Origin of the sequence: Rhodococcus sp. ARP2 (assembly GCF_001029585.1) — a bacterium.
In the GTDB taxonomy this organism is placed as follows: domain Bacteria; phylum Actinomycetota; class Actinomycetes; order Mycobacteriales; family Mycobacteriaceae; genus Rhodococcus_F; species Rhodococcus_F erythropolis.
This window is the reverse complement of sequence record NZ_LEKE01000052.1, coordinates 88,719-110,397: the sequence shown is the minus strand read 5'-3', so window position 1 is coordinate 110,397 and position 21,679 is coordinate 88,719. Positions and strand designations below refer to the sequence as shown.

The window sequence follows — 21,679 nt, the reverse complement described above, 5'->3', positions numbered from 1 at the left end:
ATTGTGCATCGGAATGCATAATTACTTACCCATGGATCGCCGGATCTCCTCGAGCTTGGCTTTTGCGGCCTTCTGGCGCTCGTCCCACTGCTCGTCGACGGATTTTCCGGCAGGACTCTCGTGTGCCAATTCGGCCGAACCTATGGAAGTACCGAAGCGCCCCTCTATCTTCTCCCGAACACGGTCGAAAGTGGGGACTCCCCCTTCGGTGTAGTCGGGTTCGGGAATTCTCGGGTCGGTCGCAAGTACCACCGGGACGTCGATGATCTCGTCGACCTCCACAATGGTGTCGGGCAGTTCGACTTCTTCGGCGTCGGTGATCGTGTTGTCGTCCTCTACACGGTGCGGCTCGAGGCTCGCGGCAGCGGTGTCCACCACGGAAAGAAGGACCGACAAGCTCGGACGACGCTCGACCACTGCGCGAACGACCGCGAGGAAGTCCTTGTCGTCGAGTGCACTGGCGGCCTCGACTACCTGGTGCACGGACCCATCGTGCTCGGACCCATCGTGCTCGGACCCATCATGTTCGGGCCCATCATTTCGTGACACTGTCAGTCCCTTCTCGAAATGCCGACGGACAACTCCGATCCTTCCACGACTGTCTGCCGAAGGGGTCAGCGTGAGGCGAGGTAAGCGGCAAACGCGTCCTCGCTCGAATATGCGGGGACGTACCCGAACTGTTCCTTGAGCCGCCGATTGTCGAGAACGGGTCGGTACTGGAGAAATCCGACGCGCTCCGGACCGTGTTCCGTTACGCCCAATCGCCGTCCGACGCGTAGAACGCCTCGCAACAGCCATGCAGGAAGCGTCACCGTGCGCTTGCCCATCCGGGAAGCCAACTCGTCGACGGTCAACGCGCCGTCGCCCGCGACATTGAAGATGCCCACTTGGTTTCCGGTCACGGCCTCCGCAAAAGCGCCCGCGACATCGGTGTGCCAGGCGAACACGAAGGGGCTGTCGCTCCCGGCAACCTTGAGCAGCTTGCGGCGATCGAACAACGCGGTGATCTGATTGTCGACGCTCTCACCCAAGATCGTGCCGATCCGGAAGACAACTTGTTCCAACTCCGGGTGTTCGACGCGATATTCGGCGAGCATCTCTTCGACCAGGCGTTTGTGGCGACTGTAAGTGAATTCGTCGTTGCCTCGGACAGGTACGTCCTCGGTGATCCACGGTGGGTTGTCGGAGTGGTAGCCGTACGCCGCTCCAGACGAAGACACGACGATCCGTCCAACCCCGTGTTCGACGCAGGCCGCGAGCACGTTTCGTGTCCCGTCGACGTCGACGCGGTACTCCTGCTCTGCTGTCGTGTTCTTGCCGGGATTCACGATGGACGCAAGGTGGATCACGACGTTCGGTCGGTACTGACCGAACACCCGCCCCAATTCTGTGGGGTCGCAGACGTCCGCCCTAACGCGGCGGATGCGATCGTCCGGCGTGTCCTTGACCGTGAGGTCGGCACAGACGACGGTGATGCCCTGCGCGATCAGTGCGTCGATGACAGCGGTACCCAGGAACCCGTTCCCGCCCGTGACGAGTGCGACGGTCATGCCGGTACCGCCTTTCGGGCGCGTCGCTTGGACCAGATCGTCGCCAGAGCCAACCCGGCGATGATGTCCCAGATCCCCCACCAGCCGGCCACGACGGCCATGCCACCGAGCCCGTCGAAGAACGTGAACACCAGGCCAAGCCCCAGTCCGGCATTGCGGATGCCGACCTCGAAAGAGACGGCGCGACGGCTGTATTCGTTCAACCCGGTGACGGCGCCGCAGAAGTATCCCAGTGCGAGGGCAACCGTGTCGTGCAGGAAGACCGCGAGCAGTACCACCCCGATGTAGTCGACGAAGTACGACGCATTCCCTGACACACCCGCGACGATGAAGATCAACAACGCCACCAACGAACCGTTTTTCACCCAAGGCTGCGCTTTCGCGGCGATCTCCGGGAACTTTTGTGCCGCCCAGATGCCGAGAACGAACGGCACGCCGATGATCAGGGCGATTTGCGCGACCATCTCGAGCGCATTCAGGTTCACGGACTGCAACAGAGCGTCGGTCTCCGGGCGTCGGCTCCCCCAGAACGCGAGATTGAGCGGCATGAGGAAGATCGCGAAGACGTTCGACACCGCCGTCATGGACACCGAGAGTGCGACGTCGCCGCCCGCCCGGTGAGTCAGGACATTCGAGATATTGCCCGGCGGGCAGCACGCCACCAGGATCATGCCGAGCGCTACCGAGGGAGCGGGCGAGAGAATCAGCGTCAGCAGAAAAGTCACTGCCGGCAGCAGCAGGAACTGGGCAGCGATACCCACCGCCATCGCCTTGGGTTTGGTGAGCGCACGACGGAAGTCGTCGACCGAGGTGTCGAGGGCGATCCCCAGCATGATCGCGGCCAGCACCACGTTGAGGATCATCAACGATCCCGGGTTGAAGTTGAGCACCACGTCGTCGATCGGCATCACTGTCCTCCCTTCGTCAGAGCGGCATCGAGCAGTCCGATGTGCCGCCTGATCGTTGATCGGTAGGCGTCCTTGTTCACGTAGTAGGCCATTCGTCCCAGCTTCAGGTACTTGTATCCCCCGGACAGATCGGGAGGAGGGCCGGCCGCCGCTGCCGAGAATTCGCGCGCCGCGGCGGGGGCTTCGGTGCGTGCGGTGATCAATTTGGCCACCAACTCGGCCTGCTCGAAACGGCCCTGCCACCCGAGACCGGATGCTTCGACCATGCCGAGCACAAAGAGATTGTCGTGGCGGCGACTCGCGACGTTGAGGAACAGGTCCGGGGCAGCGCCCGACCAGTCCAGGTCCTCGCGCGCGATGAAGGGATAGTCGAGGTGATACCCCGTGGCGCAGAGAACGAGGTCGTAGTCGGCAGACGATCCGTCGACAAACCGCACCGTCTTCCCCTCGAACCGGTCGACGTCGGCGCGCACGTGCACGTCACCGTGCCCGATGTGGTGCAGGATCAACGAGTTCACGACCGGATGCGATTCGTAGATCTTGTAGTCCGGTGCCGGAAATCCGAACCGCACCGGATCTCCCGTGAACTGCTTGAGTACCAAGGTGTCGACGCGTTGTTTGATCCACGGCGGCAACGGCTTTCCCTGATTCAAGGTGTCCGAGGGTCGCCCGAACAGATACTTGGGGACGAAGTAGTAGCCTCGCCGAACGCTTAAATCGACGCACTCGGCCTGGTGGACGGCATCGACGGCGATGTCGCATCCACTGTTGCCCGCTCCGATGACCAGTACCCGCCTTTCGCGGAAGATCTCGGCGCTGCGGTACTCGCTCGTGTGCATCAACGTGCCGGTGAAGTTGCCCCGGAACGTCGGTACGTTCGGCTTCGACAGCGTTCCGTTCGCGATGATCACGCCTCGATACCGCGCGACTGTCGTCTCACCGCTGCGACTACGCGTGGTGACCTGCCACAGCGAATCGACCGGCGAAACGTCGATGACGGTAGTGCCGAAGGCAAAGTGCCTGCGAAGATCGTGGGTATCGGCGTAGTCGCGGAAATACTCGGCAAGTTCGATGTGGCTCGGGTAGTCGGCAACCGAATCCGCCATCGGGAACTCCGCGAATGCGGTGGTGCCCTTCGACGAAATGAGGTGCGCCGACTCGTAGACGGTGCTGTGCGGGTTGTCGATGTCCCAGAGCCCACCGACGTCGTCGTGGCTCTCGAAGCCGTCGAACGCTATTCCGGCTCGATCGAGGTTTCGCGCGCCGGCCAATCCAGACGGACCCGCTCCGATCAGCGCGTACTTGGCCTCTGTGCTCATGGGTCGAGCGTCGCAGATAGTTCGAATCTTGCGGCAATGTGCAGGATAATGACGTTATGAGCGCACTCGATGCCGACAACGATCGCGGGATAGATGAAATCGATCTGAGGATAATCAATGCGCTGCAGCTCGCACCGCGATCGAAGTGGCTTTCGTTGGCCGGCCCACTCGAACTCGACGCCGCGACTCTCGCCCGGCGTTGGAATCGACTGTCCGAATCGTCGTTGGCCTGGGTCACGGTTACTCCGGGGCCACAGGTGCTGGGCTCCATCGTCACAGCGATCATCGAAATCGATTGCTCACCAGAACTTCTCGACACCGTCGCGGCACGTCTCACCGTCTTGGCCCACGCCGTGACCATCGAAGTATCAACAGGTAGAGCCGATCTGCTCGTCACAGCCGGTACTGCGGACTTGGCGTCGATGTCGCGCTTCATCTCGGAAGAGATCGCAACGATCGACGGCGTACTCGCGACACGAACCTCGATCATCACACGCTGGTTCACCGAAGGTGGGCGATGGAGACTCAATGCGCTGGCACCGTCCGAGAAGGGTGTGCTGACCACCAGCGAAAACCGTACTGCCGTGCGCGCTCGGGCGACCGGCATTTCCGAACAGGATCGCAAGGTTCTCACGATCCTCGCCTACGACGGGCGCACTCCCATGAAGGAGTTGGCCGACGCGATCGGTGTCAGTCCGGCGGCGTGCAAACGCCAGATCGACCGGCTCACGTCTTCGGGGTTGGTGGCGCTGCGGTGTGAATTTGCCCGGCCGCTGGCCGGGCTTCCCCTGCTCGCCACACTGTGGTGCCGCGTCGAACCCGAACTTCTCGATACGGCGGGCCGATTACTGAGCCGAGCGCCGGAAGTCCGAAACTGTTTCGCGGTGGTGGGCGCCGACAACCTGGTGGTTCAGTTGTGGCTGCATTCTCCTGCAGAACTCGATGCATTCGAAATTCGTCTGCGCAAGGAGATTTCGGAGCTTTACGTCACCGAACGATCCATCGTGCTGCACCTGCGCAAACTGCTCGGTCACGTACTCGATCAGGACGGGCGCAGAACCTCGACTATCGCCCCGGATGTGTGGTTGCCGAGCCGCACCGATTCACCGGAAGACCGATAACACAACAGAGCCCACGACCACCGGGAGTGGACGTGGGCTCTGTGATCAGTTGAGTAAATCAGCCGCGCATCTGCGCACCGACGGCCTTGGAGGCAGCCTCGACCGCGGCATCGCGAGCCGCGCTTGCCTCGTCCTCGGTCAGTGTCCGGTCGACACCACGGAATCGCAACGCGAACGCGAGCGACTTGCGGCCTTCACCGACCTGCTCGCCCTCGAAGACGTCGAAGAGGCGAATGTCTTCGAGAAGTTCGCCACCGCCGGAACGCAGAGCTTCCTGGACCTTCGCCGCAGGAATATCGCGATCGACAACAACCGCCACGTCCTGGAGCACTGCGGGGAAGGGCGAAATGCGCGGCGCCGGCAGGTTCTCGACCAACGGCAAAGCGTCGAGGTCGATTTCCAGTGCACAAGTGCGCGCAGGCAATCCCGCACGCTCGAGAACAGCCGGATGCAGTTCGCCCGCATGACCGACTACGTTGCCGTCAACGACAACCTCGGCGCAACGGCCGGGATGCCACGGCAGGTACTGCGCCGCACGCAGTTCCACCTCGACGCCTGCTGCAGCTGCAATGACCCGCACTGCTGCAAAAGTGTCCGAAGCCTCGGCCTGACGGCCAGGACCCCAGGGGCCGCTCGGCTCACGCAAACCACTCAACACTGCAGCGATGTGCACGGGCTGAGCCGGCAACGACGCGATCAGGTTCGCGATCTGCTCGTCCGTCGGGCGACGATCCACCGGCAATGCATCCACCGGCTTGGTATCGGGGCCCGGCAGGACAACCTGCGCGATGCCGTACAGCGAAAGATCACGCTGACCGCGAGAAGCGTTGCGAGCCAGGATCTCCAGCAGACCCGGGAGCAGCGTGGTCGCCAACTCCGGACGATCGGCTTCGAGCGGGTTGAGGACCTTGCTGGTGTTGCGGCGCGGATCATCCGCGTCGAGGCCCCAGACGTCGAAGACGTTGGTGGGCAGGAAGACCGGAGGAAGTACCTCGACGTAACCGGCGTGAGCCACGGCCTTCGACACCGTGCGCTTACGCCGCTGCGACGGAGTCAATCCGCGTCCGGCCGGAGCGGCGGGAAGCACCGACGGGATCTGCTCGAGACCTTCGAGGCGAAGAACTTCCTCGACGAGGTCCGCAGGCTGCACCAGGTCCGGACGCCACGACGGCGGCGTCGCGACCAACTGGCCGTGTCCCTCTTCGCTGACGCCGACCTCGACGTTGCAGCCAACCTGGGTGAGGCGGCGAGCTGCGGTGCCGTTGGGGTACGTGACTCCGGCGACACGATCGGGCAGGTCGATATCCATGCGAATGGCAGCGCGAGGGGCGACATCGCCCACGTCGGTCAGGACCGGCTCGATCCGTCCGCCGGCAATCTCGACCAGCAGAGCGGCTGCGCGGTCGACGGCCGCGAGCGGAATCGCCGGATCGACGACGCGCTCGAAACGCTTGCTCGCCTCACTCGGCAGCTTGTGCCGGCGCGCCGTCTTGAAGACTGCGAGCGGATCCCAAGTAGCTCCTTCGAGGAGGATGTCCGTCGTTGCCGTTCCCACCTCGGTGGTTGCGCCGCCCATGACGGCAGCCAGCGAGATGACTCCGGAATCGTCGGCGATGACAACGTCTTCGGGATCGAGCGTGCGTTCGACGTCGTCGAGCGTCGTCAGCTTCTCCCCCGCCTTGGCGCGACGGACCACCAGGTCGCCCTGCACCGAGGTCGCATCGAACGCGTGCAGAGGCTGGCCGAGTTCGAGCATCACGTAGTTGGTGACGTCGACGGCCGGCGAGATCGGGCGAACACCCGAGAGCAGAAGTCGACGCTGCAGCCACCACGGGCTCACTGCCTGCGGATCGATACCCGTGATCTTCCGCATCACGAAACGCGAAGCCTTGGACTCCGGTTCGAGGCGCACCGGCCAGGCTTCACCCTCAGCCGGGTGCGCGGGAACCGAAGCGGGATCGGCATATTCGAGATCGAAGCCGCACGCGAGCTCTCGCGTGAGACCGCGGACCGAGAAGCAGTAGCCACGGTCCGGGGTGATGTTCAGTTCGATGATCGTGTCACCGAGACCGAGCAACTCGTTGCCGTCGGCGCCGGGTTCGGCGGTACCAGGCTCGAGCACCAAGATGCCCGAATGGTCTTTGCCGATACCGAGTTCCGAGACGGAGCAGATCATGCCGTCGGACACCTGGCCGTACGTCTTGCGAGTGGCGATTTCGAATCCGCCGGGCAGCACCGCGCCGGGCAGCGCAACGACGACGAGGTCACCCTCGTTGAAATTGCGCGCGCCACAGACGATGCCGCGAGGCTCGGGTTCGCCGACCTCGACCTGGCAGAAGCGGATCGGCTTCTTGAACTCGGTCAGTTCGGTGATGGAGACGACCTTGCCGACGACCAACGGGCCGTCGATCGCCTCGAGTGTGTCGAGTTCCTCGACTTCGAGTCCCACCCGGACGAACCCGGCGTCCAACTCTTCCGGGGTCACCTCCCAGTCCGGAGTTGCCCGCTGCAGGATCTCGGTCAGCCAGGATTGCGCTACTCGCACGTCTGCTCAGCTCTCTCGTTTGTCGATAAGTCTTTGTGAAGGTTCCGCGGACCGGATCGGTCAGCCTGCGACACCGAAGGGCAGCGTGAAACGCACGTCACCTTCGACGATGTCGCGCATGTCCGGGATACCGTTGCGGAACTGCAGGGTCCGCTCGAGGCCCATGCCGAATGCGAAACCCGAGTACTCGTCGGGATCGATACCGCTGGCGCGCAGAACGTTCGGGTTGACCATGCCGCAGCCGCCCCACTCGACCCAGCCTGCGCCGCCCTTCTTGTTCGCGAACCAGACGTCGACCTCGGCCGACGGTTCCGTGAACGGGAAGTAGTTGGGGCGCATACGGGTACGCGTCTCGGGGCCGAAAAGGGCACGAGCGAACGCGTCGAGAGTCCCGCGCAGGTTGGCCATGGTCAGGCCCTTGTCGACGGCCAGGCCTTCGACCTGCGAGAAGACAGGCGTGTGGGTCGCATCGAGTTCATCGGTGCGGAACGTGCGGCCCGGGCACACCACGTAGATCGGCACCTCACGCGAGAGCATGGTGCGGACCTGCACCGGCGAGGTGTGGGTACGCAGCACCTGGCGCGAGTTCTCGGGTGCCAGGTGGAAGGTGTCCTGCATCGTGCGCGCAGGGTGATCCGGCAAGAAGTTGAGTGCGTCGAAGTTGAAGTGCTCGGTCTCCACCTCCGGACCCTCGGCAACTTCCCAACCCATCGCGACGAATACGTCGGCGACCTGCTCGGAAATCAGGCTGATCGGGTGACGCGCCCCGACGGGGTAGCGATCGGAGGGCAGAGTGACGTCGATTGCCTCGGCAACCAACACCGCGGCGTCACGCTCGGCGAGGAGGACCTCACGACGAGCGTCGTACGCGTTGTTGATCCGAGTGCGGAAGATGTTGACGCGCTTACCGGCGTCCGCCTTTTCCTTGCCCGGAAGGCTGCCGAGTCCCCGGCGCGCGAGGGCGATCGGGGACTTGTCCCCCAGGTGCTCCACCTTCACGTGCGCCAGCGCGTCCAGGTCAGCGGCGTCCGCCAGCGCCTTCTCGGCGTTCTCAGCCGCAGCGGTCAACGCCTCTTCGGTGAGTACACTCGCGTCGACCTCCGGCGGTGTCGCGCCCTCATTTTTGGCCACGGCTGTGACGCTCCTGTCGCTTCTCGGTTTACTTCTCGTACTGCGTGCTTCTTGTACTGCTTACTTCTTGTACTGCGAGCGAGCATTCGAACTCGCTCGAGCATTGTCTCTGCTCTTGTATTGTCTCAGGCTTCCGCAAATGGGATTCCGTGAGGTCTTCGCGTGCGTTTTCAGCCGTGATCGGTGGCGCGATTTTGCACCCGCGCGCTTGCGTACAGGCAAATTGCCGCCGCTGTCGCGAGGTTCAAGCTTTCGGCGCGGCCATGGATCGGAATCCTGACCCGATGATCAGCCTGCGCGGCGATCGCCGGATCGAGACCGTGAGCTTCGTTACCGAACAGCCAGGCCGTCGGCTTGCTCAGCAACTCGTCGGCCTCGTCGAGATCGACCTCGCCGTCAGCTGCAGTCGCGAGAATCTGAATGCCGGCTGCGCGAATCTGCTCGATCACCGACACCGTGTCTCGATCGCGGACGACTGGCAGGTGAAAGAGGCTGCCCGCCGACGAACGAACGACCTTGCCGTTGTGCGGATCGACGCTGTCACCGGCGAGGATTGCCGCATCGGCACCCACTGCGTCGGCGATGCGAATGACGGTGCCCGCGTTACCTGGTTCGTTGACCTCGACCGGCACTGCGAGCAGGCGGGTCTCCTGATGGACGGCTGCGCTCAGCGGTACATCCAGTAGATCGCTGACGGCAACGAGACCGGGCGGCGTGACGGTGTCGCTCAGAGCTTTGATTGCTCGATCGGTCACAAGAGCAACACGAACTCCAGCGGTCAGCGCCCGATCGATGACGTGCTGATAGCGCTCGGCTGCGTCCTCGGTGTAGAAGAGGTCGTGTACCGGGCGGGCCTCGCCGTTCGAGAGTGCACCGTTCAACAGTTCGGTGACCGAGTTCTCGCCCTCGACGAGGAAACGTCCTGCTTTGCGTCGTTCTGCTGTGCGCAGGAGCTTGACAGCAGAAACGACCCGCGGAGTCCGCTCGGTGAGCGGGTCCACGGGCCGTTGCTGTGATGCGTGAATCAGGCTGCTTCTCCGGCAGGAGCGTTCACGTCAGCCGGCAGAGCGGCCTTCGCGAGTGCGACCAGGCCGGCAAAGGCCTCGGCATCGGAGACAGCGAGCTCGGCCAGGATCTTGCGGTCGACCTCGACCTCTGCCAGACGCAGGCCCTGGATGAGGCGGTTGTACGTGATGTCGTTTGCGCGAGCTGCAGCGTTGATACGCGTGATCCACAGCTTGCGGAACTCGCCCTTGCGCGCACGACGGTCGCGGTACGCGTAGGTGAGCGAGTGGAGCTGCTGCTCCTTGGCCTTGGTGTACAGACGCGAACGCTGTCCACGGTAGCCGCTGGATGCAGCAAGAATTGAACGACGCTTCTTCTGGGCGTTGACCGCCCTCTTTACGCGTGCCACTTGAAAAATCCTGTCAATCTAGGGGCTGAAAGTACGGCCCCGGGTGGTCAGTAAGGGGGCGACTCAGATGCCGAGCATGCGCTTGATGCGCGGAGCGTCGTCAGGGCTGACAACAGCGACACCGTCGAGACGACGGGTAACCCTGCTGGACTTGTGCTCGAGAAGGTGGCGACGGCCGGCCTTCTGGCGCATGAGCTTTCCGCTGCCGGACACCTTGAATCGCTTCGAGGCGCCGCTGTGGCTCTTCATCTTGGGCATGGAGTCCTCAGTTCTTGTTACGTGGTGGATCTTGGGAAATCGACTAGCTGGGCGGAGCCTCGGGAGCGGCATCGCCGGTCGCCGGTGCTTCCGGAGCTGCTTCACTGGAAGCCGGTGCGGCCGGAGCCGGACGCGGAGCAGCCTGAGCCACTGGCGCCTGAGCGCTCTCCTGCGCCTTGACGCGAGTCTTGGCGCCCTTGTGCGGTGCCAGGACCATCGTCATGTTTCGGCCGTCCTGCTTTGCCGAGGTTTCGACGAATCCGAGATCTGCGACGTCTGCTCCGAGACGCTGCAGAAGGCGGTAGCCGAGTTCGGGGCGTGACTGCTCACGTCCGCGGAACATGATCGTGACCTTGACCTTGGAACCGGCTTCGAGGAAGCGAACGACGTTGCGCTTCTTGGTCTCGTAGTCGTGGTCGTCGATCTTGGGTCGGAGCTTCTGCTCCTTGATGACCGTCAGCTGCTGGTTCTTACGTGACTCACGTGCCTTCTGCGCAGCCTCGTACTTGAACTTGCCGTAGTCCATGATCTTGCAGACCGGTGGACGGGCATCAGGAGCTACCTCGACCAGGTCGAGGTCGGCCTCAAGGGCCAAGCGGAGTGCATCTTCAACACGCACGATGCCTACCTGTTCCCCGCCAGGTCCGACCAAACGAACCTCGGGAACGCGGATACGATCGTTGATGCGGGTCTCAGTGCTGATGGGGCCTCCTAGGTTGAACGGTGCGGTCTTCATGACCGCACGCAGCCCGTACCGCCCGCACCCCAACAAAAAAGCCCCGCTGTGATGATTGCTCATCCGCGGGGCCCGATGTCGACCGATCACATAAGATCCAGCTCACGCCGAAACCTATCTCCTCGACTGAGCGAGGAACCTGACGAAGAATTGATCTCCGATAACAGGTGACCGGAACCACTGAACCGCAGTTTTACCTGCCGCGCAGAGGTGGGAGTCGGACTCCACTTGCTGCCCCCGAACAAGTCGGAGGCGGTCGTTGCAACAAGAGTAACAGGTCGCCACAGATGAAAGAAATCGGTGCCGCTCCCAGTGCTGCCGGGAGAGGCCCGATTCAACACGACCACAGCCTGATGGAATCCTTACAACCATGAGTGAGAACTTCGAGGCAGATCAGAACACCGACGGCGCGAACCCCGACGTCCGCGAACTCTCCGAAGTTCCCGCGGTCGAGGTCATCAGCCGCGCCGCAGTTATGCTGATGAGTTCGGCTGCCGAAAAACTCGGCCTCTCCGACGCCGATCCGTCTTCCAGTCCCTATCTGGACCTCGACGAAGCTCGTCGAGTCATCACGGCGCTTGCCGGACTCGTGACTGCGTCGGTCGAATACCTCGGCCCCCACGCCGGACCCATCCGTGAAGGCCTTCAAGCCCTGCAGCGCGCATTCCGTGAGGCCTCCTCGCACCCGGACGAGCCAGGAAAGGGACCGGGCGAGAAGTTCACCGGTCCGGTCTACTGAGTTGGCAACCGCCAACAAGACTCAACCGACGCCCGAGGACGTCGACGCATTCATTTCACGCGTCGACGACCGCAAGCGTGCCGACAGCGTGGAGTTGATCTCCTTGCTGTCGGCCGCGACCGGCGAGCCTGCCGTCATGTGGGGCTCGAGCATCATCGGTTTCGGGGCACGGCACTACCGGTATGCGAGTGGCCACGAAGGTGACACCCCACTGATCGGGTTCTCCCCCAGGGCCACCGCGCTCACGTTGTATTTGTCGCTGAACTTCGACGACTACACCGACACACTGGCGCGCCTCGGCAAGCACAAGATCGGCAAGGGCTGCCTGTACGTCAAACGGCTGAGCGACGTCGACATGGCAGTCCTGACCGAACTGATCGCGGATTCCGTTGCCGCAGCCCGCAACATGATCGACTGAACAGGTCACCTTCGTGGGGCTACAGGCCGAGCGTCTTCGGGCGGTTGGCCGAACAGGGTCGAATCCCGTGGTGTGAAGTGATCGTTCGTGAGCGTGGCCCGACGCATTCGATCGAGTCGAAACCACCGCACCGCGTCGCGCTGGCGACACCAGCCGATGAGAAACCACTGCCCACGGTCCTGCGCCAGAATGTGCGGCTCAACTGCCCGCACCGTCTCCGCACCGTCCCCGTCCACGTAGTGCAACGACACGACGCGACTCTGTTCGAGCCCCTGCTCGACGGCCCGCCGGTTCGTGCGCGAATCCGCTACTACCCCGCCGTCACCGCGAATCCACACACGGCCACCGAGTTCGGCGACCTTACGACGACTCTCCTCGTCCATCACGTCGAGCAGTTTCGCCAGAGCTGCTCGTCCGTCCGGCGCAAACGGGGCGTCACCGGCCGCCGTCAAGGCCAATGCGATTGAAACTGCTTGCGGAACAGTGAAGTTGACCGGCGGTAGCGTGGCGCGACCTACGAGTCGGTATCCACCCCCGGGGCCCGAGCGCGCCTCGATCGCCGCGCCCGACATCATCAGAGTCTCGATATCCCGCTTGATCGTCCGGGTGGTGACACCGAATTCCTCGGACAATCGGGAACACGTAGCCCCTCGATCGCCCTGTCGCCGAAGCTCTTCGACGAGAGCGTGCAATCTCGCAGCTCGATTCACGTTCACCAGTGTCTCAGATTTCGATACCAAACAGTGACATAATTGGTGACACTCTGTTGTCACCAACCTGATTGCACAGTGAGTCCATGAAAACTCACATCGTTCTTGTTCCCGGATTCTGGCTCGGCTCATGGGCTTGGGACGCAGTCCTCCCCCACCTCGAGCGCTCCGACACCACCCGCGTGACCAGCCTGACGCTGCCCGGACTCGACGCCGTCGATGCAGATCGATCAGCGGTCACCTTCGACGCCCACGTCCGCGCAGTCATCGACGCTGTATCGGATTCAGACGAACGTACGGTCCTGGTCGTACACAGCGGCGCCGGCCCGGTGGGATACGCGGTAACCGATCGCATCCCGGATCGAGTCGCGCGGATCGTCTACGTCGATTCAGGTCCCATGCCCGACGGCGCGGCGCTGCGACCGGATCTGGCGGCTGACGTCGTCGAGATACCGCTGCCGACGTGGGCAGAACTTGAAGCAGACGGCAGCAGCCTCGAAGGACTCGACGAGAAGGCTCTCGAGGCGTTTCGCGCCAACGCCGTCCCCGAACCGGCCGGGCCGGCGCGTGAGCCGATTGTCCTGACGAACGAAAAGCGCTACCAGGTGCCGTCAACCGTCGTTTGCAGCACGTTCCCGTCCGCGGTGATTGCCCAGATGGCCGACGGAGGTCATCCGATGGCCGCCGAACTGGCGAAACTCCCCGTGACGTACGTCGACCTCCCGACCGGCCATTGGCCGATGTGGTCGCGCCCCGAAGACGTCGCCCAGGTGATCCTCGAGGCCGCCGCTTCCTGATCGACAAAGCAGTGATGCCGGATCGGATTCCGACCCGGCATCACTGACCGACTTCTACTTCCTCACCTTCCACTAGCTCACGGAAGCAGCTTTCTTCCGTGGCGCCGCCTTCTTTGCGGCAACTGCCTTCGTTGCACGCTTCTTGGTGATCGGCTTGGCCTTGACCGGCGCGTGCTGTGCGGTGAGAACCTCACTGAGGAACTTGCCCGTGTAGCTCTCGGGGACCGCGGCAACGTCCTCCGGGGTACCTTGCGCCACAACGGTTCCGCCGCCGGATCCACCTTCGGGCCCCATGTCGACGACCCAGTCCGACGTCTTGATCACGTCGAGGTTGTGCTCGATCACGATCACGCTGTTGCCCTTGTCGACCAGACCGTTGATCACGATCAGGAGCTTTCGGATGTCCTCGAAATGCAGACCCGTGGTGGGCTCGTCGAGGATGTACACCGTGCGACCGGTGGACCGCTTCTGCAACTCGGCGGCCAGCTTGACGCGCTGCGCCTCACCACCGGACAGGGTCGGTGCCGGCTGACCCAGTCGGACATAGCCCAGTCCGACGTCGACCAGCGTCTTGAGGTACCGGTGAATAGAGGTGACCGGCTGGAAGAACTCGGCGGCTTCCTCGATGGGCATGTCGAGTACCTCGGCGATCGACTTGCCCTTGTAGTGGACCTCGAGCGTTTCGCGGTTGTACCGAGCGCCGTGGCATACCTCGCAGGGCACGTACACGTCCGGCAGGAAGTTCATCTCGATCTTCAAGGTTCCGTCGCCGGAGCACGCTTCGCAGCGTCCACCCTTGACATTGAACGAGAATCGACCGGGCTGGTAACCGCGGACTTTCGCTTCCGTGGTGGCCGCGAACAGGGTTCGGATCTTGTCGAACACACCGGTGTACGTCGCCGCATTCGATCGCGGAGTCCGGCCGATCGGAGACTGATCGACCTGCACGAGCTTGTCCAGCTGATCGAGACCGTTGATTCGTGTGTGACGGCCAGGCACCTGGCGTGCACCGTTGAGCTTGTTCGCCATGACGGTCGCGAGAATGTCGTTGACCAACGTCGACTTGCCCGAACCGGAGACACCGGTGACAGCGGTGAGAACACCCAGCGGGAAACTCACGTCGATGCCGTCGAGATTGTGCTCGCGAGCTCCGACGACCGTGACCTGGCGTTTGCGATCCACCGGCCGACGAATGGCCGGAACCTCGATGAAGCTGCGACCCGACAGGTAGGCCCCGGTCAAAGACTCTTCACACGTCAGCAGTTCTTCGTACGGTCCGCTGTGGACGACCTTGCCGCCGTGCTCGCCGGCGTACGGTCCGATGTCGACCACCCAGTCGGATGTACGGATCGTGTCTTCGTCGTGTTCGACGACGATCAGCGTGTTGCCGAGGTCGCGCAGGCGCGTCAGGGTTTCGATCAGTCGCCGGTTGTCGCGCTGGTGCAGCCCGATGGACGGCTCGTCGAGCACGTACAACACACCGACCAGTCCGGATCCGATCTGCGTTGCCAAGCGAATTCGCTGGGCTTCGCCACCGGACAACGTGCCCGCGGCTCGCGAGAGGGAAAGGTATTCCAGGCCGACGTCGAGCAGGAAGCCGAGGCGCGCCTGAACTTCCTTGAGGACCTGACCCGCGATGGCCTCTTCACGCGAGCCGAGAGTGAGGCTGTTCAGGAAATCCGCGCAATCGGAGATCGACAGTTCACAGACCTCGGCGATGGACTTACTGCCGAAGTCTCCCGCCGCGATAGTCACCGACAGGATTTCGGGGCGCAGGCGAGCACCACCACACGCCGGGCACGGGGTGTCGCGCATGTACCCGTCGTAGCGTTCCTTCATCTGATCGGATTCGGTCTGTTCGAGCCGGCGGTGCAAGAACGGCATCACACCTTCGAACTCCGCGTAGTAAGAACGGGTACGGCCGTACCGATTCTTGTACCGGACGTGAACCTGCTCCTCACTGCCTTCGAGGATCGCTTTGCGGGCCTTCGCCGGCAACTTGTTCCACGGCGTCTTCATGTCGAATCCGAGAATGTCGCCGAGGCCGGACAGCAACCGTCCGAAGTACTCGGAACTCTGGCCCATCGACCACGGCGCGATTGCACCGTCTTCGAGACTCAGGTCAGGATCGGGAACCACCAGATCCGGGTCGACCTCCTTGCGGATACCGAGGCCGGTGCATTCCGGGCAGGCGCCGTAGGGCGAGTTGAAGGAGAACGAGCGCGGTTCGAGATCGTCGATCGCGAGTGCGTGGCCATTCGGGCAGGCCAGTTTCTCGGAGAAACGACGCTCGCGATCAGGTGCATTTTCCTCGCGGTCGACGAAGTCGAGGACCACGATGCCTTCGGCCAATCGAAGTGCGGTCTCGACCGAGTCGGTCAGGCGCTGCTTCGAGCTCGCCTTGACCTGCAATCGGTCGACCACTACTTCGATGTCGTGCTTTTCCTGCTTCTTGAGCTTCGGCGGATCGGCCAGCGAATGGACGACTCCGTCGACGCGCACACGCGAGTAGCCCTGGGTGTTGAGCTGATCGAAGAGATCGACGAACTCGCCCTTACGAGTACGGACCACTGGTGCGAGGACCTGGAACTTGATGCCCTCCTCCATCTCGAGCACCTGGTCGACGATCTGCTGCGGGGTCTGACGTGCGATCTTCTCACCACAGACCGGGCAGTGCGCCGAACCTGCGCGGGCATAAAGGAGCCGGAGGTAGTCGTAGACCTCGGTGATCGTGCCCACTGTCGAACGGGGGTTGCGGTTGGTCGACTTCTGGTCGATGGACACCGCCGGCGACAATCCCTCGATGAAATCGACATCGGGCTTGTCCATCTGACCGAGGAACTGACGCGCGTACGCCGAGAGTGACTCGACGTAACGGCGCTGCCCTTCGGCGAAGATCGTGTCGAACGCGAGGCTGGACTTGCCGGAGCCGGACAACCCGGTGAAGACGATCAGGCTGTCTCGCGGGAGGTCGAGATCGACTCCTCGCAGATTGTGCTCACGCGCACCCCGCACGATCAGGCGATCCGCCACACCAATTCCCTTCATTGTCAATCGTCCGGGGCCGTCCCCCCGGAGAAGTCTCGAGTGGCCTCGCAAACGCGAGTCCTCGAGCGATCGTCATCGTAGGCCGAGCCACCGACACGTTTTTCTCACCAGGCGAGCCCATCGCTCTACCTGCCCCTATTCGAAGGTAGCCTGCGTTTCATGACGAATCAGCCCATCGTGATCGACGACTCCTACACCGGTCAGGTCTCCCCCGATTCTGCCCCTCAGCGGCGCACAGTCGACGGCGCCGTCATCACGAAGATGTCGGTCGGCCCCATGGACAACAACACTTACCTCGTCGTCTGTTCCGCGACCGGGAAATCTCTCCTGATCGATGCGGCCAACGAGGCCGAGAAGATCATTGCGCTCATCGAACAGGAAGCACCTGTTTTCGATTCCATCGTCACCACCCACCAACACGGTGATCACTGGTTGGCTCTGCAGGACGTCCACGCTGCCACCAAGGTGCCGACCGCCGCTCACCCTCTCGACGCGGAGGTCCTTCCCGTCACCCCGGACGTACTCCTCGAAGACGGTGACAAGGTGACAGTTGGCAATCTGAGCCTCGACGTCATTCACCTGTCCGGCCACACGCCCGGTTCCATTGCGTTGGCTCTGACCGAACCGAACGGGCAGGTTCACCTCTTCACCGGCGACTCACTCTTCCCCGGAGGCGTCGGAAAGACCGCCGACCCCGAGAAGTTCACTTCCCTGCTCGACGACGTGGAAAACAAGCTGTTCGGAAGGTACGACGACGCGACTGTGGTCTACCCCGGGCACGGCAAGGACACGACGCTGGGTACCGAGCGCCCGCACTTGGCGGAATGGCGCGAGCGCGGTTGGTGACGTTCCGCTTGCTCCGTACTGGACCCTGCTAGCCGACTTCCTGACTATCGACCTGTTCATCGTCGACCTGTTCACCGTCGACGCGAAGTCGCGGAAGCCAGGTCGACAGAGTCCGGCCGAGTCCTTCGACCATCCGTTCCCCGAACACACACAGCGTGCGTTCCCACGGATGGCCGAAGGTCCCTTCCGTGAAGTCGTCTCGACTGAATATGTAGTAGTCGCCGTTCGGATAGATCGGGACACGCCACTCCGCCAACTCTTTCGCGGCAGCATGCGCCTCCGCGTCGAAGGTGTAGCCCGGATGCTGCCAATCCAGAACGACGAAGTTGGGATCGTCGTTCCAATCGGTGACAAAACAGCGCAACGCTTCGGCGTTGATCGCATCCACGCGAGCGGCCCACGCCCCTGGAGTCGCAGCTGGCGCCGCACCCAAATCGAAGACCACGGACGGCGTCGGCTCAGCGATACCTTCGTGGTCACAACACCATCGTGCTCGAACGGTGCGCATTGTGTGACACCTTCGAACACGCCGTATGCGGATACGCGGTAACGGATACTTCAGAACGGTGTGTCCGGATCGGTGGAGAAGTCATCGACGCAGTACAGCGCGCTTCGGCGACCAGGAATCCGTCAACCGGGTCAGGCGTCGCGGGATCGCCGAACCGGACCAATTCCTTGTGAGATCGCTAGGGTGGAAAACGAACCTACATCGGGAGGCTTGAAACATGCTGGTACGTCGAATTGCTCGTCCACTGCTTTCCACGATCTTCATCGCCGGGGGAATCGATGCTTTGCGCAACCCCGCTCAGCGAGCAGCCAAAGCGTCACCGCTGATCGACAAATCCGTCGAGACGCTGCCAGGAGCAGTGACGCAGAAGGTGCCTGCTGATCCGGAAACACTCGTCAAGATCAACGCCGCCGTCCAGATCGGCGGCGGTGCCCTGCTGGCCACCGGCAAGGCGCCGCGTCTCGCGTCGTTGGTCCTCGCGGGGAGCCTGGTACCGACCACGCTTGCCGGTCACGACTTCTGGAACGAAACCGATCCGTCACTGCGAGCGATGCAGCGGACCAACTTCATCAAGAACGTCAGCCTGCTCGGCGGACTGATGATCGCGTCCGTCGACACAGAGGGCAAGCCGTCGCTCGGCTGGCGTGGCCGCCGCGCCGCGAAGAAGGCTCAGGCGTCTATCGCCGCGGCACTTCCGTTGGTCGCATCGCAGACCGATCACACGAGCGATCGCGTCGAACACGCTCTGTCGGTGGCGTCCGAACGCGGTTCCGAACTTGCCGAAACCGCGAAGGCGCACGGCACGGATTGGCTCGAACTTGCCAAGGAGCGCAGCTCCGAGTTCGCGGAGATCGCGAGCAAGCGTGCCGCTGAATTCGGAGAGGTCGCCAAAGAACGCGGCCCGGACATCCTCGAAGTCGCGCAGAAGCGCGGCTCCGAACTGGCCGAGACCGCACGCGAGCGCAGCGCCGAACTGGCAGAGCTGGCGAGCAAGCGCAGCTCCGAGTTCGCCGAACTCGCGCTCGAAAAGAGCAACGAGTGGGCCGAAACGGCGTCGGAGCAGACCGAGGTACTGGGTAAGCGTGCCCGAAAGCGCGCCGAGAAGGCGCTCGAAAAGGCTCGCGCCAAGAAGGACGAATTGACGCACTGAGTGCACCGAAAACACGGTCAGGCCACCTTCGGGTGGCCTGACCTGTATCTATGCGGCAGTTCATCTGGGGGAACTAGACTGTCTTGGCGCTTTTGCAGCGCGTGAATTTCTCATCAAGCCTAGGAGATCCTTTGCCCGACGCGGACCCGTCACTGAACGAGCAAGAGCTCGAGCAGCAGTACGTGACGATGTTGTACTCCCGTCTCGACGATCTTCGAAAGTATGCCCAAACTCGCTTGAGCACGGTCCTCCTCGAGACCGGCGGAACCCCGCAAGCACGCAGTGAACGCGAATCCTTCAATGCCATGTACACCGAGGATCTCGCCAAGTACGACGCAGCCGAGAACGGAATGTGTTTCGGACGCATCGACTTCGACGACGAGCGACGCTACGTCGGCCGACTCGGAATTCTGGACACCGACAACGACTACGAAACGCTACTGCTCGACTGGCGAGCTCCGATGGCACGCCCGTTCTATCTGGCGACGCCCGCGGCACCTGAGGGCGTCAAGCGACGACGCCATATCCGCAGTCGGAGCCGAACAGTCACCGGAATCAACGACGAATACCTGGACCTCGACGCTGCCCGAGCCGCCGGCGTGGTGACCGAAGCCGGTGGCGTCGCCGGTGAGAGCGCACTCCTGGACGCTCTGAACGCAGCGCGTACGGGTCAGATGAACGACATCGTCGAGACCATTCAGAGTGAGCAGGATGCCATCATCCGCTCCGAGCACAAAAGCGTTCTGGTGGTCCAGGGCGGTCCGGGCACCGGCAAAACCGCGGTCGCACTTCACCGTGCCGCGTTCCTGCTCTACACCTACCGCCAGCAACTGGCCAAGGCCGGTGTTCTCATCATCGGGCCGAACGCGACGTTCCTCGACTACATCAGCCAGGTCCTTCCTTCACTCGGTGAGACCGGAGTTCTGCTCTCGACGATCGGGGACCTGTACCCCGGAGTGCGTGCGACTCGAACGGATTCCCTCGCCGCCGGTGAGATCAAGGGTTCCCTCGCGATCCTCGACGTACTCAAGAACGCCGTCCGGGATCGGCAGGAAGTCCCGTCGAAGCCGATCACCCTTCGATTCGACACGTACGACTTGAAGCTGGATCGCAAGACTGTCACGAAGGCTCGCGGACGTGCTCGGTCGTCGCGTCGCCCACACAACCTGGCGCGCCCGATCTTCGTGGCAGCAGTCATCGAGGCGTTGGCACTGCAGATGGCCGATCTCATCGGCGGCAACCTCGTGGACGGCGGCTCACTCCTCAGTCGGGACGACATCGCCGACATTCGCGACGAGATGCGTGAGGACGCGGACATCATGTCCGCCATCGGAAAGCTGTGGCCTGAATTGTCGCCGCAGCAAATCCTCGCGGAACTGTGGACCTCTCCGGCGAGGTTGGCCAAGGCAGCGCCGCAACTCGACGACGCCCAACGCGACGAGCTTCTGCAGAGCGTCGGACCGGGTTTCAGTGCGGCAGACGCTCCCCTCCTCGATGAACTGGCCGAGATCCTCGGAGTCGACGATGCCGCCGAACGCGAACGCGCACAACGTGAATGGCGCGCGCAGATCGCCGACGCCCAGGGCGCCCTCGACATCCTCACCGGCTCTGCACCACAGGATCTCGAAGACGAGCTGGACCCCGAGATCTTGATGGCGTACGACTTGATCGACGCCAGCCAACTCGCCCAGCGCCACGATCAGGGCCAGCGCCAGACCACGGCAGAACGCGCTGCCGGCGACCGAACCTGGACCTACGGTCACGTGATCGTCGACGAAGCCCAAGAGCTCTCCGAAATGGCGTGGCGAATGCTGATGCGGCGCATACCGAATCGCTGGATGACGTTGGTCGGCGATACAGCTCAGACCGGTGATCCCGCGGGAACCTCGTCCTGGCAGAAGATTCTCGAGCCTTACGTCGCCAAGCGCTGGAAGCTCACCGAACTGACCGTCAACTACCGAACTCCCTCGGAGATCATGGATGTCGCGCACCGTGTGCTCGAAGAGATCGACCCGGAGCAATCCGTGCCCCGGTCGGTACGCGACAGCGGATTCGCGCCGTGGGCACTCAAGACCACTGCCGAAGAATTGGAATCGACCGTGCGCCGTTGCATCGAGTCCGAGTCGCATCCCGGTATCACCGCAGTGATCGCCGGTTCCGAGGTCGTTGCCGATCTGGCGGGCATTGCGAGTGAGACCGTAAGTGTCCTGTCGGTCAAGGACGTCAAGGGACTCGAGTTCGACACCGTGTTGATCGTCGAACCTGCCGACATTCTCGACGAGTCACCACGCGGAATGAACGACCTCTACGTCGCGTTGACCCGCGCTACCCAGAGGCTCGGCATCATTCACGTCGAGTCGCTCCCCGCGGTTCTCGACGGCGTCGCGGCAGCAGAGTTGGCCTTCGATTCGTGAGCCTCACGGAGTAGGTTCGTGCGTGACACCACGAATCGTGGTGTCACCCCAATTTGTGTCGACGACT

Annotated in this window: 20 protein-coding genes; 7 read left to right on the top strand and 13 right to left on the bottom strand. The window is 62.9% G+C overall.

The genetic code is table 11. The annotated features are described in order from the left end of the window. Nucleotides 1-21: 21 nt before the first annotated feature. The 4 genes from ABX74_RS13065 to ABX74_RS13050 form a co-directional block, all read right to left on the bottom strand. The gene (locus tag ABX74_RS13065) at nt 22-483 is read right to left on the bottom strand and encodes a hypothetical protein (protein WP_047888967.1); all 462 of its coding nucleotides are present in this window, start codon (nt 481-483) and stop codon (nt 22-24) included. Between the two features lie 131 nt (nt 484-614). After that, complete coding sequence (locus ABX74_RS13060) at nt 615-1,550, bottom strand: SDR family oxidoreductase (protein ID WP_047888966.1); 936 nt, start codon at nt 1,548-1,550, stop codon at nt 615-617. Further along, the gene (locus tag ABX74_RS13055) at nt 1,547-2,458 is read right to left on the bottom strand and encodes a bile acid:sodium symporter family protein (protein WP_041815009.1); all 912 of its coding nucleotides are present in this window, start codon (nt 2,456-2,458) and stop codon (nt 1,547-1,549) included. The genes ABX74_RS13060 and ABX74_RS13055 overlap by 4 nt, the downstream gene beginning before the upstream one ends. Further along, nucleotides 2,458-3,777 (bottom strand): flavin-containing monooxygenase, encoded by a 1,320-nt coding sequence (locus tag ABX74_RS13050; RefSeq protein WP_047888965.1) that lies wholly within the window; start codon nt 3,775-3,777, stop codon nt 2,458-2,460. Before ABX74_RS13050 ends, ABX74_RS13055 begins: the two co-directional genes overlap by 1 nt. Before the next feature lie 56 nt (nt 3,778-3,833). On the opposite strand from ABX74_RS13050, the gene ABX74_RS13045 reads away from it, so the two are divergent. Next, nucleotides 3,834-4,898, top strand: a complete 1,065-nt coding sequence (locus tag ABX74_RS13045; RefSeq protein WP_047888964.1) for an Lrp/AsnC family transcriptional regulator — start codon at nt 3,834-3,836, stop codon at nt 4,896-4,898. 58 nt (nt 4,899-4,956) lie between these two features. Here ABX74_RS13045 and pheT read toward each other — a convergent pair whose 3' ends face one another. The 6 genes from pheT to infC form a co-directional block, all read right to left on the bottom strand. Beyond that, nucleotides 4,957-7,443, bottom strand: coding sequence for a phenylalanine--tRNA ligase subunit beta (gene pheT, locus ABX74_RS13040; protein WP_019748615.1), 2,487 nt, complete (start codon nt 7,441-7,443; stop codon nt 4,957-4,959). Nucleotides 7,444-7,503: 60 nt separating this feature from the next. Continuing rightward, complete coding sequence (pheS, locus tag ABX74_RS13035) at nt 7,504-8,574, bottom strand: phenylalanine--tRNA ligase subunit alpha (RefSeq protein ID WP_047888963.1); 1,071 nt, start codon at nt 8,572-8,574, stop codon at nt 7,504-7,506. Between the two features lie 170 nt (nt 8,575-8,744). Further along, nucleotides 8,745-9,575 carry a TrmH family RNA methyltransferase gene (locus tag ABX74_RS13030; protein WP_007736261.1) on the bottom strand — a complete coding sequence of 277 codons (831 nt, stop codon included), beginning with the start codon at nt 9,573-9,575 and terminating at the stop codon, nt 8,745-8,747. A 23-nt stretch (nt 9,576-9,598) separates the two neighbouring features. Next, nucleotides 9,599-9,988 carry a 50S ribosomal protein L20 gene (gene rplT, locus ABX74_RS13025; RefSeq protein WP_019748616.1) on the bottom strand — a complete coding sequence of 130 codons (390 nt, stop codon included), beginning with the start codon at nt 9,986-9,988 and terminating at the stop codon, nt 9,599-9,601. A gap of 63 nt (nt 9,989-10,051) precedes the next feature. Continuing rightward, the gene (rpmI, locus tag ABX74_RS13020; RefSeq protein ID WP_003944043.1) at nt 10,052-10,246 is read right to left on the bottom strand and encodes a 50S ribosomal protein L35; all 195 of its coding nucleotides are present in this window, start codon (nt 10,244-10,246) and stop codon (nt 10,052-10,054) included. A gap of 43 nt (nt 10,247-10,289) precedes the next feature. After that, entirely contained in the window at nt 10,290-10,982 is a 693-nt protein-coding gene (gene infC, locus ABX74_RS13015; RefSeq protein ID WP_047888962.1) for a translation initiation factor IF-3, read from the bottom strand. A gap of 370 nt (nt 10,983-11,352) precedes the next feature. On the opposite strand from infC, the gene ABX74_RS13010 reads away from it, so the two are divergent. Both ABX74_RS13010 and ABX74_RS13005 read left to right on the top strand, forming a co-directional pair. Continuing rightward, the gene (locus ABX74_RS13010; RefSeq protein WP_020907885.1) at nt 11,353-11,721 is read left to right on the top strand and encodes a DUF1844 domain-containing protein; all 369 of its coding nucleotides are present in this window, start codon (nt 11,353-11,355) and stop codon (nt 11,719-11,721) included. Between the two features lies 1 nt (nt 11,722). After that, nucleotides 11,723-12,139, top strand: coding sequence for a DUF1801 domain-containing protein (locus ABX74_RS13005; protein ID WP_019748618.1), 417 nt, complete (start codon nt 11,723-11,725; stop codon nt 12,137-12,139). Between the two features lie 5 nt (nt 12,140-12,144). Here the strand turns inward: ABX74_RS13005 and ABX74_RS13000 are convergent, their stop codons facing one another. After that, entirely contained in the window at nt 12,145-12,855 is a 711-nt protein-coding gene (locus tag ABX74_RS13000) for a helix-turn-helix transcriptional regulator (protein WP_019748619.1), read from the bottom strand. 80 nt (nt 12,856-12,935) lie between these two features. On the opposite strand from ABX74_RS13000, the gene ABX74_RS12995 reads away from it, so the two are divergent. Next, nucleotides 12,936-13,646, top strand: coding sequence for an alpha/beta fold hydrolase (locus tag ABX74_RS12995; RefSeq protein WP_019748620.1), 711 nt, complete (start codon nt 12,936-12,938; stop codon nt 13,644-13,646). A gap of 72 nt (nt 13,647-13,718) precedes the next feature. Here the strand turns inward: ABX74_RS12995 and uvrA are convergent, their stop codons facing one another. Further along, the gene (uvrA, locus tag ABX74_RS12990) at nt 13,719-16,679 is read right to left on the bottom strand and encodes an excinuclease ABC subunit UvrA (protein WP_024487477.1); all 2,961 of its coding nucleotides are present in this window, start codon (nt 16,677-16,679) and stop codon (nt 13,719-13,721) included. Nucleotides 16,680-16,853: 174 nt separating this feature from the next. On the opposite strand from uvrA, the gene ABX74_RS12985 reads away from it, so the two are divergent. After that, nucleotides 16,854-17,540, top strand: a complete 687-nt coding sequence (locus ABX74_RS12985) for an MBL fold metallo-hydrolase (RefSeq protein ID WP_020969731.1) — start codon at nt 16,854-16,856, stop codon at nt 17,538-17,540. Between the two features lie 28 nt (nt 17,541-17,568). Here ABX74_RS12985 and ABX74_RS12980 read toward each other — a convergent pair whose 3' ends face one another. Continuing rightward, the gene (locus ABX74_RS12980; RefSeq protein WP_020907890.1) at nt 17,569-18,048 is read right to left on the bottom strand and encodes a DUF2716 domain-containing protein; all 480 of its coding nucleotides are present in this window, start codon (nt 18,046-18,048) and stop codon (nt 17,569-17,571) included. Between the two features lie 217 nt (nt 18,049-18,265). On the opposite strand from ABX74_RS12980, the gene ABX74_RS12975 reads away from it, so the two are divergent. Next, nucleotides 18,266-19,198, top strand: coding sequence for a DoxX family protein (locus tag ABX74_RS12975; protein WP_003944048.1), 933 nt, complete (start codon nt 18,266-18,268; stop codon nt 19,196-19,198). Between the two features lie 131 nt (nt 19,199-19,329). After that, nucleotides 19,330-21,612, top strand: coding sequence for a HelD family protein (locus ABX74_RS12970; protein WP_047888961.1), 2,283 nt, complete (start codon nt 19,330-19,332; stop codon nt 21,610-21,612). The last annotated feature ends 67 nt before the right edge of the window (nt 21,613-21,679 follow it).